The following is a 14634-nucleotide window of genomic DNA, read 5'->3' on the forward strand; positions in this document are numbered from 1 at the left end:
TCAAAAAATTAATAATATAGTTGAGGATGTAACTTTCATATAAAAAATCCGTCTAATCCATTGAACGGGGAGGGGAAGAAATGGACTCCGTTTTTGAAGAGCTATATTCAAAATATCATCAGGATGTTTTCCAGTTTTTAATTTATACGGTCAGAAGCCGGCAGCTTGCCGAAGATCTGGTCCAGGAAGTCTATATTCGTGTCTTGAAATCACATAATAACTTTGAGGGGAAAAGTTCAGAAAAGACCTGGCTTTTTTCTATAGCAAAAAATGTAGCGATAGACCACTTTCGTAAACAAAAGGGCTGGAAAGGAAAGATACTCGAGAAATTCGATTGGAGTCAGCCCATTAAAGACGATAAGGATATTCCAGAAGAAGTGGCAATGCAAAAAGAAGAGGTCAGAGATTTATATAGCTGCATCAGAGAGTGTACCACGGATCAAAGAATGGTGATTACAATGAGATATATCCAGGATTTATCCATCTCAGAAACGGCGGATGTACTAGATTGGACAGAAAGCAAAGTAAAAACGACCCAGCATCGTGCCATCAAAACTTTGAAAAGGCTGATGGAGCAGCAAAAACGAGAGGAGGGTGCCAGCAATGAAGAAAAACAATTTGGACGAAACAGAAATTGAAAATCTCCTTAGAGAAATGCCTTCGATGAAAGACAGCAGAAACCGGAAGGAAATTTATGCTGCAGTGGAGAGGTCCAACAATAAGAAAAGGCCAAATACCTGGGGTTATCCAGCAATTGCCGGAATTGCAGCTTTATTGATTCTTTTCCTGATTACTCCATCTCTCTTCAACTCCAGCAATCAGACTCAATATGAAAATTCAGCCGCGGATATGGCAGCAGAGGATTCTGGCGAAGCGGGTTCTGCCCAAAAGGAGATGGCCTCGCTGCAAGAGACTGAAGAAAATGCTGCACTGGACGAAAGCTCCAATAATGCCGAAAGCAGGCAGCAGTCATTAATGGGGAAAGCTGAAACTTCAGAAAGAAGCAATGTTTACCAAGATGATTTGCTGCATTATGATTTATTCACCTTCGGCTTGGTGACACCTGATGCATCCGTTGTTCCGGTAAGTGTCCTTTCAGAAAAAAGAGACTCTGCCGGGTGGCTGGAAAGGTTTGTTAATGTTTCTGAGGAGATCCCTGAACAAAGCTGGGGATTTGATGAGTACTATCCTCTGACAGGTAAATTAGATTTGAATGAGGATAACAGTGAATTGATCTATACTTTAACGGAAGAAGAGATGACGAATCCCGGCAGCGGAGGTGAGGACATTTTCTATGACTCCATTGCTATTACTTTGGAAGGCTCTGACTATGAAAAGGTGACCCTTCAAAAAGAAGATGGTACAGTTCCTTTGTTTTCGCATATGGGTAAAATCTCTGAAATCCCAAAAGCGGGCTCCTCGAATAAAGGGTACTATAAATATTCACTCTCAAATGGAGACACATACCTTGTTCCAGGAGAAGAAGATCATAAAAACATTAGTGATGCGCTGGAGAGGATGAAGATGTCGCCCAATAGTCTGTACGAACCGCTCATTCCTGAGCAGCTAAATCTAGAGGCATCTGCAGAAAATAACCTCTTGACCATCTCATTTGGAGAAACGCTTAAACTGAATGAAGAAATTGATCCTCTTTTTGCCGAGGCACTATTGCTGACAGCCAAGGAGTTTGGCTATGAAGAAGTGTTGTTCAAAAATATTGAAGGTACTGGACGGAATGGATTTGACTTTTCAGAGCCGATATCCGTCCCTGTCAGTCCAAATAAAAAAATAGTGAATTAAAACAGGTAGTGCAGATAAAGAGAGAACAATCTGCTGCCGCTTCTATCAGAGTGATAATAAAGCAGGAGAATGGACGGAGTTAAAAGGAAGTAATTTTTTGAGGTGTATTAAGGCAAAATAGAACCCTGGTCTCACAGCGGATCGGAGTGAACCTCACAATCATGTTCCGGGTCAAAAAGGCTTAAAGGCGCAGTCCTTTAAGCCTTTTTAGATTGTCTTTTAGTCACTAAAGCAGAGGTGGTGGTAAGAGGAGATACTTCTTTTATTAAGGCTCTTTTCGTAAACTTTCTTGCTCCTTGATACTAATTCCGAAGAAATATCAATATTAAGAAGTGAAAAATATGGTAATGATGAAAAGAAATCAGCCACTTTTCCCTGATAAGAGATAAAACACTTAGTATCCGGGGATATTCGAAAGGATTCGGGCTGCTGACTCAATAAACGTTAAAATGGTTATTTTACTCTGCTTAATCAGAGTAACTCCGCAAAAAATATCCCGACCAAAGTTCAATGCTGCAATCTAACCGGTCAATACTACTTCAATGTTAATTCTCTATTTGAATCACGTACTCTCTCATCATGAATTCATTCGCTATGATTTACTATCTTAGTTAGTAAAAAAGTCGCAATTATAGATTTCTTAAATCATATTAGAAATGTCCGTCAGTAAATAGTGCAGAAAGTGCTGCACCCCGTTTGCACCTGTAAAGTAAATACGTAAATTTACTTTATGGAATTTTTTATTGTTCTTTTTTTACTGTCGCGGTATGAATTTCAAGAAATCAAAAACTCTCTCCTCCCAACTCGGTCCATATGACTTGTAGCTGAAAAATTATTTATAGCAAATATAAACCTATGTTGCCAGGAAAATACATAATTAAGGTGATAGGAGCATATGCTATTAGGGTGGACTTTGTCATGAATAAAGCCCTTTATGTCCCTGTGGTTAAGGAGAAATGATACATTTGCCTGTCAGGGCTGAGCAGGGCGCTTCCGCTTTTGTTCCGTCCAGCTGCAGCGCCTAGCCCCTCGGGGTCAAATAAACTCAAGAGAATAAAAGGAAAAACCGCCTTTTTTTCTCTTGAGAACACTTGCCTGTCGGGGCTATACAGGGCGCTTCCGCTTTTGTTGTTCTATCGTGGTACAAGCTGTCATAGTTTTAGAGCGTACCCGAAATTAAAGGAGGATATTAATGGTTGTCGATTATATAAGAAGAATTCTGATTGTCAGTTTGCTTGCCCTGTGTGTTAGTTTGTTATTCTGGAGCGGTTCAGCAGCCCACGCGGAAGAATCAGGAATTTCTACGTGGGTTTTTCCGGCTGATGGGTATATTACCGATCATTATGGAACCAGAGGAGGAAACCACAAAGGGATGGATATAGGCGGAGAGCATGGTTCTCCTGTCTATTCGGTGGATGAAGGAGTTGTTAGTAAATCTTATTATTCTTCAAGTTACGGCCATGTAGTCTTTGTAAAACATCCCAATGGTTATGAAACAGTATACGGCCATCTGCATGAAAGAGCAGTGTCAGAGGGACAGGCTGTGGGGAAGGGCGAAAAGATAGGGGAAATGGGCAATACAGGCAGATCAACGGGCACCCATCTGCATTTTGAGGTCCATAATGGTGAGTGGACTGAACACAAAGACCATGCAATTGACCCTTACCTGGTTTTTGGGGAGGGTGAAACAGGACAAACGGTATTCGCCAAAGAACATGATCCGTATCAAATCCGTGAAGTTGCTCTGAAGGTTACTAAACTAGAGGCTCTGCAGCCCTTATCAGCTGCGATAGGGCAAGAGGGTTCTGATGGAAATGTGTTACATAGAGTAGCAAAGGGAGAAACACTTTGGGGAATATCTCAAGTTTACGGGGTGAGCACCTCCCAGCTAATGAAACAAAATGGTCTTGGTGATTCTACCATAATTTCCGGGCAGCAGCTTATCATTCCTTCCGGAAAAAAGTCGGTGCACCTGGTGAAGTCTGGAGAGACCTTATTTGGGATAGCCAGACTATATAATGTTTCTGTTGACGATTTACTTGTTTGGAATGAAGTGCAGAAAGATGATCCGATTATCCCTGCACAAGAACTAATTGTGAACAAAGATTAAGGTTTTTGGAATAGGCTCTTTTCGTAAATTTTGTTGCTGTTTCAAATAAATTTCTAGATTTACCACCGTATGCAGTCAAAAGCCCGCAGACTTAATTGAGCGGAAATAACTTGATAAGCAAGAAAGAAAAGAGCTGACCTTCCTGGTTAGAGAAAAGTCGGGTTCCAGGGATAAAATCCGGCACTTGGGATTTTACGGAAAGCCACAATGTGTAAGAAAACAGCCTTTCAAGAAAGAAAATAGCTTCGTAATCTGGTTAGTATACAACACTTGCAAGGCTGTGCACAGGCTTGCCGAAGCATATGAGCTAAGTATGTTCTGTGCCAAAGAGCTCAATCACTGCAGCAAGAAACTGTAGTTTTATGAAGCGGTGTAAGCACAGTGATGCCTTAACTGCGGGAGGATATATTTAAGGCTTCACCGGCTCTTCCGAAAATTAATGTCTCGAATTCGAATCAATCTCTTCACACAACAGCCATTCTTTTGTATAATGATGGTGTAACAAAAAAATATAGATTCGTCTTCGGGGCAGGGTGAAATTCCCGACCGGCGGTAATGAATGTTTAATTCTGAGCCCGCGAGCCTGTTTTTTGGGCAGGATTTGGTGTGATTCCAAAGCCGACAGTACAGTCTGGATGGGAGGAGATGAAGGTGGAGCCGCGTTCAAAAACGGATGTTTTGAACGTCTATTTGGGCATGCCTTTGACTTCTCAAGAGAATCTCTTGAGTTTTTTTAGGTTGCTCTGGCAATACTTTTCTTCTAACGTGAGATGAGTCACAAGGGAGAGAGAAAGTATGAAGAAATTGAACACCAGAGGATTTATCCTGATTGGAATGTTGAGCGCGGTATCGTATGTGTTAATGCTGCTGAACTTTCCAATTCCGCCATTCCCTAGTTTTTTGATGGTCGATTTCAGTGATGTACCTGCATTGATCGCAGCAATCACTTTGGGGCCGCTTGCAGGGATACTGGTAGAATTGATGAAGAATGTGCTGGATTATGTCATGACAGGAAGCGACACAGGAGTTCCGATTGGCCACTTTGCCAATTTCATGGCGGGCATTTCATTTATCTTACCGGTGTACTATATTTATAACCGTATTCAATCAAAAAGAGGAATGGTAACGGGGCTTGTTGCAGGAACAATGATTATGTCTATCTTAATGAGCGTATTAAATTACTTTATCATTTTGCCGGCGTATAAGTATTTCATGAACTTTGAACTGCCGACAACCATTATTGTAACCGGAATCCTTCCTTTTAATATACTGAAAGGTATCTTGATCGCCATCGTCTTTGTCCTGTTATTCACCAGGATGCAGGTATGGCTGAACAAACAATTTGCCTTTAAACGTGCGTAATGGAAAGCGGCTGACTCTGTCAGCCGCTTTTTTATTTTGTTATTTAGGCAGGGAAGGGCTTACCTGTTTCATTAAATGAAGTTTGTAATATGGATTTCCGTTCAAGCCGCCCGACTTTGTGAGAATGGCGGTGACCTTTTAAGCGAAAATGCCCGTTCAGCAGAGGAAGGATTTTTTGGCTCTCATTTAAGGAAGGGGATATACAACGAATGTAACGAGTTGAATATAAGGGGAAAATATCCCTTTATTCACCAACTAATTGTGCTTAAAGCTGAGATTAAGGGGAAAAATTCCTCTTTTTTTTTACCGCTGGACTTTTAAAGAAAAGAGCTGCTCTTCCAGATCTGAGCGAAAACCCATAGTATTTAGGGGAAACTCCGGCTCATGGGATTTTTCCGAAAGCAACAATGTATGCGAAAACAGCCATTTATAAAGCACAAACGGCTTGGTTCACCCCTGTTGTGAAAATGTTCTTAAGGTAAATAAAGGAGCTGGGTACTCAAAAAACAGTCTGTTAAAAAACACCTTCAGCCATGAATGAGGTTGTGGACATAGTGATATGGGCTGAAATTCAACCAATGGAACACTCCCTGGACACTAATATTAATTTGTTAAGAAAAGAATTTAAAGTATTTAGACACAAAAAAACGGCTGAGAGTTCCAGCCGTTTCACATGATATTTATTCAAATTTCAAAGCGTCTCCGTTGAACGGCTCATCTGCAACCTTGATGGAATCCGTCGGGCAGCCTTCGAAAGCATCGATCATATCATCTTCGAGTACATCAGGTACTTCAACTGTACCTTCGTTATCATCCAGAACCACAAATGCAATACCTTCATCATCGTAATCATAGATGTCTGGAGCAGCAGCGCCGCAAGCCCCACATGCAATGCATGTATCTTTATCAACAATCGTATACTTTGGCAATGAAAAAACCTCCTGAAAAATGGTCGATATTGTTAAGTATCATACACTTGTTCCAATAAGTGTATTAATATTCATATTATTATTCTAATGGTGATTCAGAAAACTTTCAATAGTTAAGGTACCCATCGGTGATAATTTCTATCTTGGCTACTGTAAAGTTAAGTAGGAATAAGTCGCAAAATGTCGGTTTCGTGATACAATAATTTAAATAAGAACAAGTGTTTAAAGGAGTTAGCATATGACCTATATCGAGGCTGTCGTATTGTATTGCCTTAAGGAAATCAAAGGGGAGAGAACCATTTTCTCCATATTCCACTTGCTTAAAGGGAAAAGGTCTTCCCAAACTATACAGGATGCTCATTTATACTCTTTGACTTCTTTGTTTTATTCTTATCCCCCGATTGACCGGGACAGCTTTACAAAAGTGGTCAGGGGTCTTTATAAGAAGAAGCTGATTGCTGAGAGTGAGGCTGAAAAATACATCCTTACAGAAGAAGGAGACCAGCAATTAACCATTTTTTTTAAGGAGAAGCCCTTTCCTGAGTGGTTAAACGGCTGGCTGTATGGGTCAACTGTGGAAGTTCTTTGGAAAAGGCTGTCCCTTTTAGTTCAGGTGCTGTCTCATTACATAAGAGCCAGTCAGCGGTACTATCCTGTTCAGAGAGAGCGTGATGTTCAAACATGGATAAAATCATTTCTTAATGAACCGCCCGTTCCGTTGAAGCAATTAAACAATTTGTTATTTACAGATATAGTGTCTTTAGCCAGACAGGAATCTTTTCCGGATGATCCTGATATTCTGATCTGCCGGCTTACTGGCGGGGAATTTATAGGTCTTACAAGAGGGCAGGCAGCTGATCGATTGGGTATGGGGGAGGATGAATACTGGTACCGTTTTTTGAATGTGCTGCATTATACAGCCGGCGAAGTAACCTCAGAAAAAACAAAGTATCCTGTACTTTATGCCCTTATTAAAGATTTGGTGCCTGAAATTACGCTGACTCAATCCAGTGAAGAAACGTATAAGCTTTTAAAACGAGGCATGGATATAAAGCGGATTTCTGAATTGAGAAGGTTGAAGGAGAGCACTATCGAGGATCATGTAGTAGAAATTGCACTTAATGATAAAGTTTTCTCTATTGAACGTTTCGTCCCCGAAGCTGATATAGAGCATATTCTTCACATAGCCAGAAAAGTGAAGATGCGGAAGCTGAAACCGATAAAGGATGCTTTGCCGCAGCTTTCCTATTTTCAAATCAGATTGACTCTTGCCAGGTATGGTGATCAAATATGAATTTGCGTAATGAACTGAATAAATGGTTTGGTTATAAGGACTTCAGACAGGGACAGGAAGAAGTGATACAGTCGGTGTTAAAGGGGAAAGATACGATTGCAATGCTTCCAACAGGCACTGGTAAATCATTGTGTTATCAGCTTCCTGCGTATATTACTGGAGGGACGGTGCTGGTGATTTCCCCTCTTTTATCACTGATGCAGGACCAGGTGGAGCATATGAAGGTTATGGGAGAGAAGAAGGCTGCCGCGCTGAATTCTTTTCTTGATTTCCGGGAAAAGAATTACTTATTGAATAACCTTGGAAAGTTCCGTTTCATCTTTATTTCTCCTGAAATGTTGATGGGAGAGAAAGTGATAGAAAAATTAAAAAGGATAACGGTTTCTCTATTTGTCGTTGATGAAGCTCATTGCATTTCCCAGTGGGGCCATGATTTCCGTCCGGATTACCAACGCTTGGGAGAAGTAAGGAAACTGCTTGGTTCTCCGGTGACACTCGCCTTGACGGCAACCGGAAATGCGGAAGTGCGGGAAGATATTAAAGACATCCTGCGAATGAAGGACAGTCAGGAAATTGTCTATTCAGCAGACCGGCCAAATATCAGTCTGTCCATCACCAACGTTTCTTCCTATCACGATAAGATGGAACGTCTTCTGGAATATGTCTCTGCCTTTCAAAATCCTGGAATCATTTATTTTTCCAGCAAAAAGATGGCCGAGGAGACAGCTGTTTGGCTTAAACAAAACGGTCTTCATAAAACCTCTTTTTATCATGGTGGAATGGAACAGGAGCAGAGGATCCTCATTCAGCAGCAATTCCTTCATGGCCAGCTTGATATTATTTGTGCTACAAGCGCATTTGGCATGGGCATCAACAAACCCGATATCCGGTTTGTCATTCACTTTCACCTTCCAGCCAGTGCTGAAGCTTATTTGCAGGAGGTTGGAAGGGCAGGAAGGGATGGAGAAAGTAGTATTGCAATGCTTCTCTATTCTCCAGGAGACGAAGGACTATTATATCAAATGATAGACAATGAAATGCCATCAGATTTTCAGATTGAGGAGTATTTTAAACAGGCTGGAATCAAGGCAGACCAGGAATTAATGGACCTGCTTGGATTGAATGAAATCCATTTTAGGTTTTTAAGCTTTTATAACCAGGTATATATAAATAGAACCAGGGATTCAGTTCCCGATGCTGGCAATGCTGCTTCATTTGTGAAGAGGATTAGAGACGTGCGGATGGAGAACAAGCGTATGAAGATTGGTTTGATGGCAGGATGGGCTATGGAAGACGGATGCAGAAGAAAAGGGATTCTGGAAATGTTCGGAGAGGAACCGAGAGAGCTTCAAGAAAAGTGCTGTGATTCCTGCGGCTTGGATTACAGGGAATTTAAAGGTAATCTTTTTCCTGATACCCCTGCAGAAAATTCTTTTACATGGGAAGAGCAGCTGCGTAATATGCTGCTAAACAGCGTTTATGAAAAATAATCAAAAAGAACTTGTCATGCAGATTACAGACCGTGAGTTAACCTTTCATCTCTATGCCACTCAAATAATCCTATTAACTTTGGCTATTATTATGGGTATATTTTTAAATGACGATATTTCAGATTTTACTAATCAATTTGCCTGGAATCGTCAAATCTTGCTATTTGGAGTGAGCAGCGGAATCGCTATTGTCATCATTGATCTTCTTCTGATGAAGCTGCTGCCGGCAAAGTATTACGATGACGGGGGGATTAATGACAGGATCTTCCGCAATAGGAGCATTATTCATATCATGCTTCTGGCAGCCGTTATCTCAGTATGTGAAGAATTATTATTCAGGGGGATCATTCAATATCATTTTGGTTTCTTTGCAGCAACCCTCATTTTTGCCCTCGTACACATCAGGTATTGGGGGAATTGGTTCCTTATTATTAATATTGTCCTCCTCAGTGCCTGGATTGGAATGGTTTATGAATGGACAGCCAATCTTGCTGTCACTATGGTGATGCATTTTATCATCGACTTTTTATTAGGACTGGCCATTAAGTTTCAAGCAGAAAATCAAGAAAAAAGAAGGGATGTTTTATGAGAAGAGATCCTTATCGTGCTCAAGCCGAAAAACTCCGACAAAAAATTGAAAGAGTGGAACGCGTGCCGGAGCAGGAAGTTAAACAGAAGAAATCACTCCCAAAAAGAAGTGATATACATCAGGAGAAAAGGAAGAAAATCAAGTACCCTCTTATAAAAGGAATGCTGGCATTTTTTGTCCTGTTACCAGTTTTAATGTATGGTCTTTATTCATCCTTAGACGTGAGTGGAAATGAGAACAGAAGTGTGGTTACAGAACAAGGACAGCCGGAAGAAGTTACTTATGAAACAAAAGAAGTGAAAGAAAAAGTAGAAAGCGGAGTGGCTGCAGAAGAAAAAAAGGAAACTGGTGACTCTGAATCAGCCTCAGCAGCCGATGAAGCTGAAGAGCCCGTGCAAGCAAAAGAAGTAGAAGAGGAAACACAAGTAGAAGAGGTGTCTAATGAAAATCTTCTGCAGTTAACTGATCAGGAAGAAACGGTTCAAGAAGATGAATACGGAGCAAATGTACAGATTATAGAGCACACTGTAAAACCTGAGGAGACTTTATTCCGAATAGCGATGAATTATTATAAGTCTCAAGAAGGAATCGACAAAATCAAAGAATGGAATAATATTGATCACCATGATCTGGAGGCAGGACAAGTACTAAAGATTCCTCTTCCTGTGGATTGATGCGTGAAAAAGTTATCAAAGCCTCATTAAGGGTACTCCTTTATGAGGCTATTTTGTTGTGAAGAAATTATAAAATTATGCTCTGTGAATGGCTTATCCTGTAATATCCACATCCAGGGCACCTAAAGGCATGTACCCAAACAAGGCAGGTGGGTACTTCAGTGGAGAGGTAAGCCTGCAGACATGTACCCAAACGGGGCAAGTGGGAGCACGAGTGAGGCAGTAAGGTCGAAGATATGTACCCAGAGTCCATTCTTCTTGTGCATGTTGTTTCAACAAATCTTGACTGATTTATACAATCGCCCCAAATGCTCCTGCTAAGTTTCACGAAGACACCATGAGCTTAGGCGTATTACAGACACCTTAATGAAATATTTACATTCTGTTACAAATACACTAACAAACTTCCCATACAATAATAATGAAAACAGTTAGAAAAGGGGATGCGTATGGAAAGGGTAAGGTCGAGAATTTTTCATTATGATGAAAGCCTGTTTTACCACTTTAACGGACATCAAGGATTTATTTTATCTTTCTTCCATATGATTACTCACTTGGGAGGGGCAAGATTCACAATCAGCGCCATGCTGGTTATGTACCTGCTGGCTGAACAAGGAACCTTACTTAGAAAAACGGTTATCATTGCGATGCTTGCACTAACGGTCAGCCACTTGATTGCAGCGGGAATCAAGAAGCTTGTCAAAAGAATTCGCCCCTACGCAGCTTTGCCCAATGCTAATTTATATGGCCATCAATTCAAAGACCATTCTTTTCCTTCAGGACATACAACCGCTGTTTTTTCCATTACAGCACCCTTTATGATTCATTATCCTGCACTCATAATGGTTCTATTACCAGTTTCCCTGTTAACGGCTTTATCCAGGGTGGTGTTGGGCGTCCATTATCCCAGCGACATCTTGGCGGGGTCTTTCCTCGGCACAGTGACAGCGGTACTGATATTGATACAGTTTTATTAAGAAGTGGTTTGGGAGTGTTATCTAAAAAGCTTCATTCAGGAGGGGATAATATTGAGAATCGCTGTTTTCTCAGATACTTATGATCCACAGGTGAATGGTGTAGCCAGAACGCTGAAAAGACTGACTGATCACATGAAAAAGAGGGAAGTGGAGTTTGAACTATTTGTACCGGAGATAGGGAATGACGGCCGGACTTATCCTAATATCCATCAGCACACAAGCTTCCCGTTCTTTTTCTATCCTGAATGCAGAACCGCCATTGCCAACCCTAGAAAAATTGAAAAAAGACTAAGAGAGTTTTCCCCTGACCTTATTCATCTGGCCACTCCTTTGACAATGGGTCTGTATGGGCTTCATGCCGCCAAGAAGCTGGGAATTCCGTTGGTAGCCTCTTATCATACACATTTTGATCGATATCTTGATTACTACAAAATGTCTTGGATTTCTCCTTTCTTATGGAAATATATGAAATGGTTTCATGCTGACTGTGAGAAAATATTTGTGCCTTCCTTAGAAACACTGCAGCATCTGGAACAACAAGGTTTGAGCAACCTTTCTATCTGGACGAGAGGAGTGGATTGTTCAATGTTTACTCCCGAAAAAAGAACTTGTGAAGTAAGAGAGAAATATAACATTCAAAAAAAATTTATTATACTATTTGCCGGGAGGCTCGCTCCTGAAAAAGATCTCACCACCTTGATGTCTGCCATAGAAGGACTCTCCCCGCACATAAAAGAACAAGTTCATTGGATTATTGCGGGAAATGGTCCTTGTTATCATGAAGTAAAGAAAAAGATGCAGGGAGAAAGTGTCACGTTGACAGGTTATTTAAACAGCAATGAGCTTTCTGAAATTTATGCATCATCGGATCTATTTGTCTTCCCCTCGCCTACCGAAACATTCGGTAATGTAGTACTCGAAGCATCCGCTTCAGGTATTCCTTCAGTGGTTGCGGATCAAGGAGGAGTGACAGGCATCATTAAAGATAACTTCAATGGCCTGGTATGTCCCGCGCATTCCGATTCTGAATTCATTAAGGCAGTAGAGTATCTGGTTAATAATGAAGGCGAGCGGAAAAGAATGGGCCAGCATGCAAGAGTGCTTGCCGAAAAGCAATCATGGGAGAGGATCTTTGACGGGCTGCTCAATGAGTACGGAGAGGTAGTAGACGCATATAAAGAGATCAGACAGCATGCCTAGAAGTGCATGCGCCTCTATTAGCCTCCAATCACGCGCTGAGTCTGTAATTGAACCGCTGTTTAATTTTAGTCAAAAAATTTTATACTTCATTCACTTTTAAAGAAGGGGGCACAGCTCCCTTTTTCATTTATGAATTGAAGAACGAATTTTTAATTGGAAAACAAAATAGGGGGAAAATTGTTTTCTAAGTGAGGGACCTGAAATAAATAATGATAAAAAATAAACTCCTGCCACTTTATTAACGAGCCTGCAATAGATGAAATGCAGTAAGCAGCTGATGAAATATATCAAACTGCATGATAATCCCTTCTATTTTCAGGACAAGTTCATATATTTATAACAGAAGATAAATGGACTTTGAGGTGAAGGCGATGAATCCGCATATTTTAAGGCTTAACGACAGAACTGATTTGGCGACAAAACAGATGCTGCATAATGTAATCGATAAAAAACAAAAATGGGACAAGTTAAAACGCCTCCACCTTCTGCTGCTGTGGAGCAGCGTCTTTCTTGCTTTCTGTTTCCTATATTACTTCTATAACAAAATTATTGATCCATATTCTTATTCTTTCGAAGCTGTATTCTCTGCCATTTTTTCTAAAGAAAGCCACTTGTATGTATTTCTTTTCCTTGTCGGGATGTTTGGTGCAGTGAAAGTTCTTTATACGAAAAGAGAAAAAGCTGAAAAAGAGTACCATGCACTAAGAAGTGAAATCATCGATCGGAGCAAAGACCTATGGAAGGAAGACTCATGGAAAAAGAGGAATGAAGTATACGAACTGATGAAAAAAGAGTGGGATATCAATTTATACCATGTGAGCAAGTAGGTCAGAGGAAACTCTAAGAGTTATGCAGAAAGAAAGAGAACCTGCAATAGATGCAGGCTTTGTTCTTGCTTAGTAAATTATAAAATTAATCAGTGTGGACAAGTTTCAGAGAATAAAAGGAAAGAGCTCCTTTTCTTCTCTAAGGAACATTTGCCTGTCGGGGCTGGACAAGGCGCTTCCGCTTTTGTTTGTTCTAAAATATTTTCTTTCGGTCCCGCTCATCTTTAAGGATTTCAACAGCTTCCCTGAATCTTTGGGAATGGACGATTTCTCTTTCCCTCAAGAAACGAAGACCGTCATTTAAATCTGGGTCGTCACTCATGTTGATAATCCATTGATAGGTAGCTCTGGCTTTTTCCTCAGCAGCAATATCTTCATATAAGTCTGCTATCGGATCGCCTTTTGCCTGAATGTAAGATGCGGTCCAAGGCACGCCGGCAGCATTATGATAGAACAAAGCATTGTCATGGTTCACATAATGCGGTTCCAGTCCTGCTTCCTTAAGCATTTCTGGCGTTGCGTCCTTTGTTAGTTTATAAATCATCGTAGCAATCATTTCCAGATGAGCAAACTCTTCTGTGCCTATGTCAGTCAGCAGCCCAATGACTTTGTCAGGTATAGTATAGCGCTGATTTAAATACCTCAGAGCAGCAGCGAGTTCGCCATCAGCACCTCCGTACTGTTCAATTAAGTATTTGGCAAGTCTGGGGTTGCAAGTGCTTACTCTTACTGGATATTGCAATTTCTTCTCATAAACCCACATGTAGATGATCTCCCTCCTAGTTAATAAAGCTTATACCTGCCATGGCCAAGGCGCTTCAGGCCATTCGTATGGATATCGGGAGTAGCTGTACCCGAAATTTGTCAGCATGCCAAACCTTTCCTCAAAAGCTTTTTTTATTTGTTTCCGCTGTTTGACGAACTGGTTGTACTGCTGGATGGCATTTGAATCATCAGGATGTGTATCCAGGTATAATGTGAGATCGACGATGACAAAATCGGCTGTCTGCAGTTCTTCGAGCAATTGATAATATTCAGCAGGCATTTGTTTCACCGAAATCACTCCTTGTATTTTTCATAAGGACTGTAATATGGGTCATAGAATACCTTCCATAACGTTCCAGCCTTTAAAGCTTCTTTTGGAGTGAATTGCGGCAGGTCCGGAGGCTGGTATCCCAAATAAAGATTGGGAGGAGTAGAATAGGTTTTTACTTTAATAGGCGGACACGGATCGAAAGGGGAAATATAAGGTTTGTAGCTTTTATACAAACTATGCAAAGCAATCCCTCCAGAAATTAGTAATTCCTATTAAATTGTATGAATGACAAAGTAATACATTCCAAAAGTTTTAGTTTTGCTACGTTAAAAAGAGGTATTTACCG

Annotated in this window: 15 protein-coding genes and 1 riboswitch; of the genes, 11 read left to right on the top strand and 4 right to left on the bottom strand. The window is 40.8% G+C overall.

The genetic code is table 11. The features are described 5' to 3' along the window. Positions 1 to 80 precede the first annotated feature (80 nt). The 4 genes from sigX to FZC79_RS05990 all read left to right on the top strand — a co-directional run bounded on the left by sigX (position 81) and on the right by FZC79_RS05990 (position 5272). On the top strand, positions 81 to 638 hold the full coding sequence (gene sigX, locus FZC79_RS05970) for an RNA polymerase sigma factor SigX (protein WP_148945915.1): 558 nt from the start codon (positions 81 to 83) through the stop codon (positions 636 to 638). Then, positions 604 to 1800 carry a hypothetical protein gene (locus tag FZC79_RS05975; protein WP_148945916.1) on the top strand — a complete coding sequence of 399 codons (1197 nt, stop codon included), beginning with the start codon at positions 604 to 606 and terminating at the stop codon, positions 1798 to 1800. The genes sigX and FZC79_RS05975 overlap by 35 nt, the downstream gene beginning before the upstream one ends. Before the next feature lie 1192 nt (positions 1801 to 2992). Beyond that, positions 2993 to 3910, top strand: coding sequence for a peptidoglycan DD-metalloendopeptidase family protein (locus tag FZC79_RS05985; protein ID WP_148945917.1), 918 nt, complete (start codon positions 2993 to 2995; stop codon positions 3908 to 3910). A 515-nt stretch (positions 3911 to 4425) separates the two neighbouring features. Continuing rightward, positions 4426 to 4561, top strand: a riboswitch (FMN riboswitch). A 144-nt stretch (positions 4562 to 4705) separates the two neighbouring features. Then, positions 4706 to 5272, top strand: a complete 567-nt coding sequence (locus FZC79_RS05990) for an ECF transporter S component (protein WP_148938654.1) — start codon at positions 4706 to 4708, stop codon at positions 5270 to 5272. Between the two features lie 680 nt (positions 5273 to 5952). Here FZC79_RS05990 and FZC79_RS06000 read toward each other — a convergent pair. After that, positions 5953 to 6201: a ferredoxin gene (locus FZC79_RS06000; protein ID WP_148938653.1), complete on the bottom strand. Its 249-nt coding sequence runs from the start codon at positions 6199 to 6201 to the stop codon at positions 5953 to 5955. A gap of 238 nt (positions 6202 to 6439) precedes the next feature. Here FZC79_RS06000 and FZC79_RS06005 point away from each other — a divergent pair, with 238 nt between their 5' ends. From FZC79_RS06005 to FZC79_RS06035, 7 genes are all read left to right on the top strand, one after another. After that, positions 6440 to 7495 carry a helix-turn-helix domain-containing protein gene (locus FZC79_RS06005; RefSeq protein WP_148945919.1) on the top strand — a complete coding sequence of 352 codons (1056 nt, stop codon included), beginning with the start codon at positions 6440 to 6442 and terminating at the stop codon, positions 7493 to 7495. After that, the gene (locus FZC79_RS06010) at positions 7492 to 8985 is read left to right on the top strand and encodes a RecQ family ATP-dependent DNA helicase (RefSeq protein ID WP_148945920.1); all 1494 of its coding nucleotides are present in this window, start codon (positions 7492 to 7494) and stop codon (positions 8983 to 8985) included. The genes FZC79_RS06005 and FZC79_RS06010 overlap by 4 nt, the downstream gene beginning before the upstream one ends. Next, positions 8975 to 9574: a CPBP family intramembrane glutamic endopeptidase gene (locus FZC79_RS06015; protein ID WP_148945921.1), complete on the top strand. Its 600-nt coding sequence runs from the start codon at positions 8975 to 8977 to the stop codon at positions 9572 to 9574. Before FZC79_RS06010 ends, FZC79_RS06015 begins: the two co-directional genes overlap by 11 nt. Then, entirely contained in the window at positions 9571 to 10248 is a 678-nt protein-coding gene (locus tag FZC79_RS06020; RefSeq protein ID WP_148945922.1) for a LysM peptidoglycan-binding domain-containing protein, read from the top strand. Before FZC79_RS06015 ends, FZC79_RS06020 begins: the two co-directional genes overlap by 4 nt. 449 nt (positions 10249 to 10697) lie before the next feature. After that, positions 10698 to 11225 carry a phosphatase PAP2 family protein gene (locus FZC79_RS06025; protein WP_148945923.1) on the top strand — a complete coding sequence of 176 codons (528 nt, stop codon included), beginning with the start codon at positions 10698 to 10700 and terminating at the stop codon, positions 11223 to 11225. Positions 11226 to 11276: 51 nt separating this feature from the next. Then, positions 11277 to 12425 carry a glycosyltransferase family 4 protein gene (locus tag FZC79_RS06030; protein WP_148945924.1) on the top strand — a complete coding sequence of 383 codons (1149 nt, stop codon included), beginning with the start codon at positions 11277 to 11279 and terminating at the stop codon, positions 12423 to 12425. Between the two features lie 371 nt (positions 12426 to 12796). After that, positions 12797 to 13252, top strand: a complete 456-nt coding sequence (locus tag FZC79_RS06035) for a DUF2663 family protein (RefSeq protein ID WP_148946133.1) — start codon at positions 12797 to 12799, stop codon at positions 13250 to 13252. 193 nt (positions 13253 to 13445) lie between these two features. Here the strand turns inward: FZC79_RS06035 and cotJC are convergent, their stop codons facing one another. The 3 genes from cotJC to FZC79_RS06050 are packed head-to-tail and all read right to left on the bottom strand — an operon-like array spanning position 13446 to position 14530. Continuing rightward, positions 13446 to 14015, bottom strand: coding sequence for a spore coat protein CotJC (gene cotJC / locus FZC79_RS06040; RefSeq protein WP_148938645.1), 570 nt, complete (start codon positions 14013 to 14015; stop codon positions 13446 to 13448). A 30-nt stretch (positions 14016 to 14045) separates the two neighbouring features. Next, the gene (locus FZC79_RS06045) at positions 14046 to 14306 is read right to left on the bottom strand and encodes a spore coat protein CotJB (RefSeq protein ID WP_148945925.1); all 261 of its coding nucleotides are present in this window, start codon (positions 14304 to 14306) and stop codon (positions 14046 to 14048) included. A gap of 5 nt (positions 14307 to 14311) precedes the next feature. Continuing rightward, a complete protein-coding gene (locus FZC79_RS06050) occupies positions 14312 to 14530 on the bottom strand; it encodes a spore coat associated protein CotJA (RefSeq protein WP_113928680.1) in 219 nt (72 codons plus the stop codon). Between the last annotated feature and the right edge of the window lie 104 nt (positions 14531 to 14634).

Source organism: Rossellomorea vietnamensis, from assembly GCF_008180615.1.
Taxonomy (GTDB): domain Bacteria; phylum Bacillota; class Bacilli; order Bacillales; family Bacillaceae_B; genus Rossellomorea; species Rossellomorea vietnamensis_D.

Excerpts from the sequence above, each read along its gene's own strand:
- FZC79_RS05985 (WP_148945917.1), top strand. The coding sequence starts at position 2,993 with ATGGTTGTCGATTATATAAGAAGAATTCTGATTGTCAGTTTGCTTGCC.
- sigX (WP_148945915.1), top strand. The coding sequence starts at position 81 with ATGGACTCCGTTTTTGAAGAGCTATATTCAAAATATCATCAGGATGTT.
- FZC79_RS06035 (WP_148946133.1), top strand. The coding sequence starts at position 12,797 with ATGAATCCGCATATTTTAAGGCTTAACGACAGAACTGATTTGGCGACA.
- FZC79_RS05990 (WP_148938654.1), top strand. The coding sequence starts at position 4,706 with ATGAAGAAATTGAACACCAGAGGATTTATCCTGATTGGAATGTTGAGC.
- cotJC (WP_148938645.1), bottom strand. The coding sequence starts at position 14,015 with ATGTGGGTTTATGAGAAGAAATTGCAATATCCAGTAAGAGTAAGCACT.
- FZC79_RS05975 (WP_148945916.1), top strand. The coding sequence starts at position 604 with ATGAAGAAAAACAATTTGGACGAAACAGAAATTGAAAATCTCCTTAGA.
- FZC79_RS06025 (WP_148945923.1), top strand. The coding sequence starts at position 10,698 with ATGGAAAGGGTAAGGTCGAGAATTTTTCATTATGATGAAAGCCTGTTT.
- FZC79_RS06005 (WP_148945919.1), top strand. The coding sequence starts at position 6,440 with ATGACCTATATCGAGGCTGTCGTATTGTATTGCCTTAAGGAAATCAAA.
- FZC79_RS06010 (WP_148945920.1), top strand. The coding sequence starts at position 7,492 with ATGAATTTGCGTAATGAACTGAATAAATGGTTTGGTTATAAGGACTTC.
- FZC79_RS06015 (WP_148945921.1), top strand. The coding sequence starts at position 8,975 with ATGAAAAATAATCAAAAAGAACTTGTCATGCAGATTACAGACCGTGAG.
- FZC79_RS06020 (WP_148945922.1), top strand. The coding sequence starts at position 9,571 with ATGAGAAGAGATCCTTATCGTGCTCAAGCCGAAAAACTCCGACAAAAA.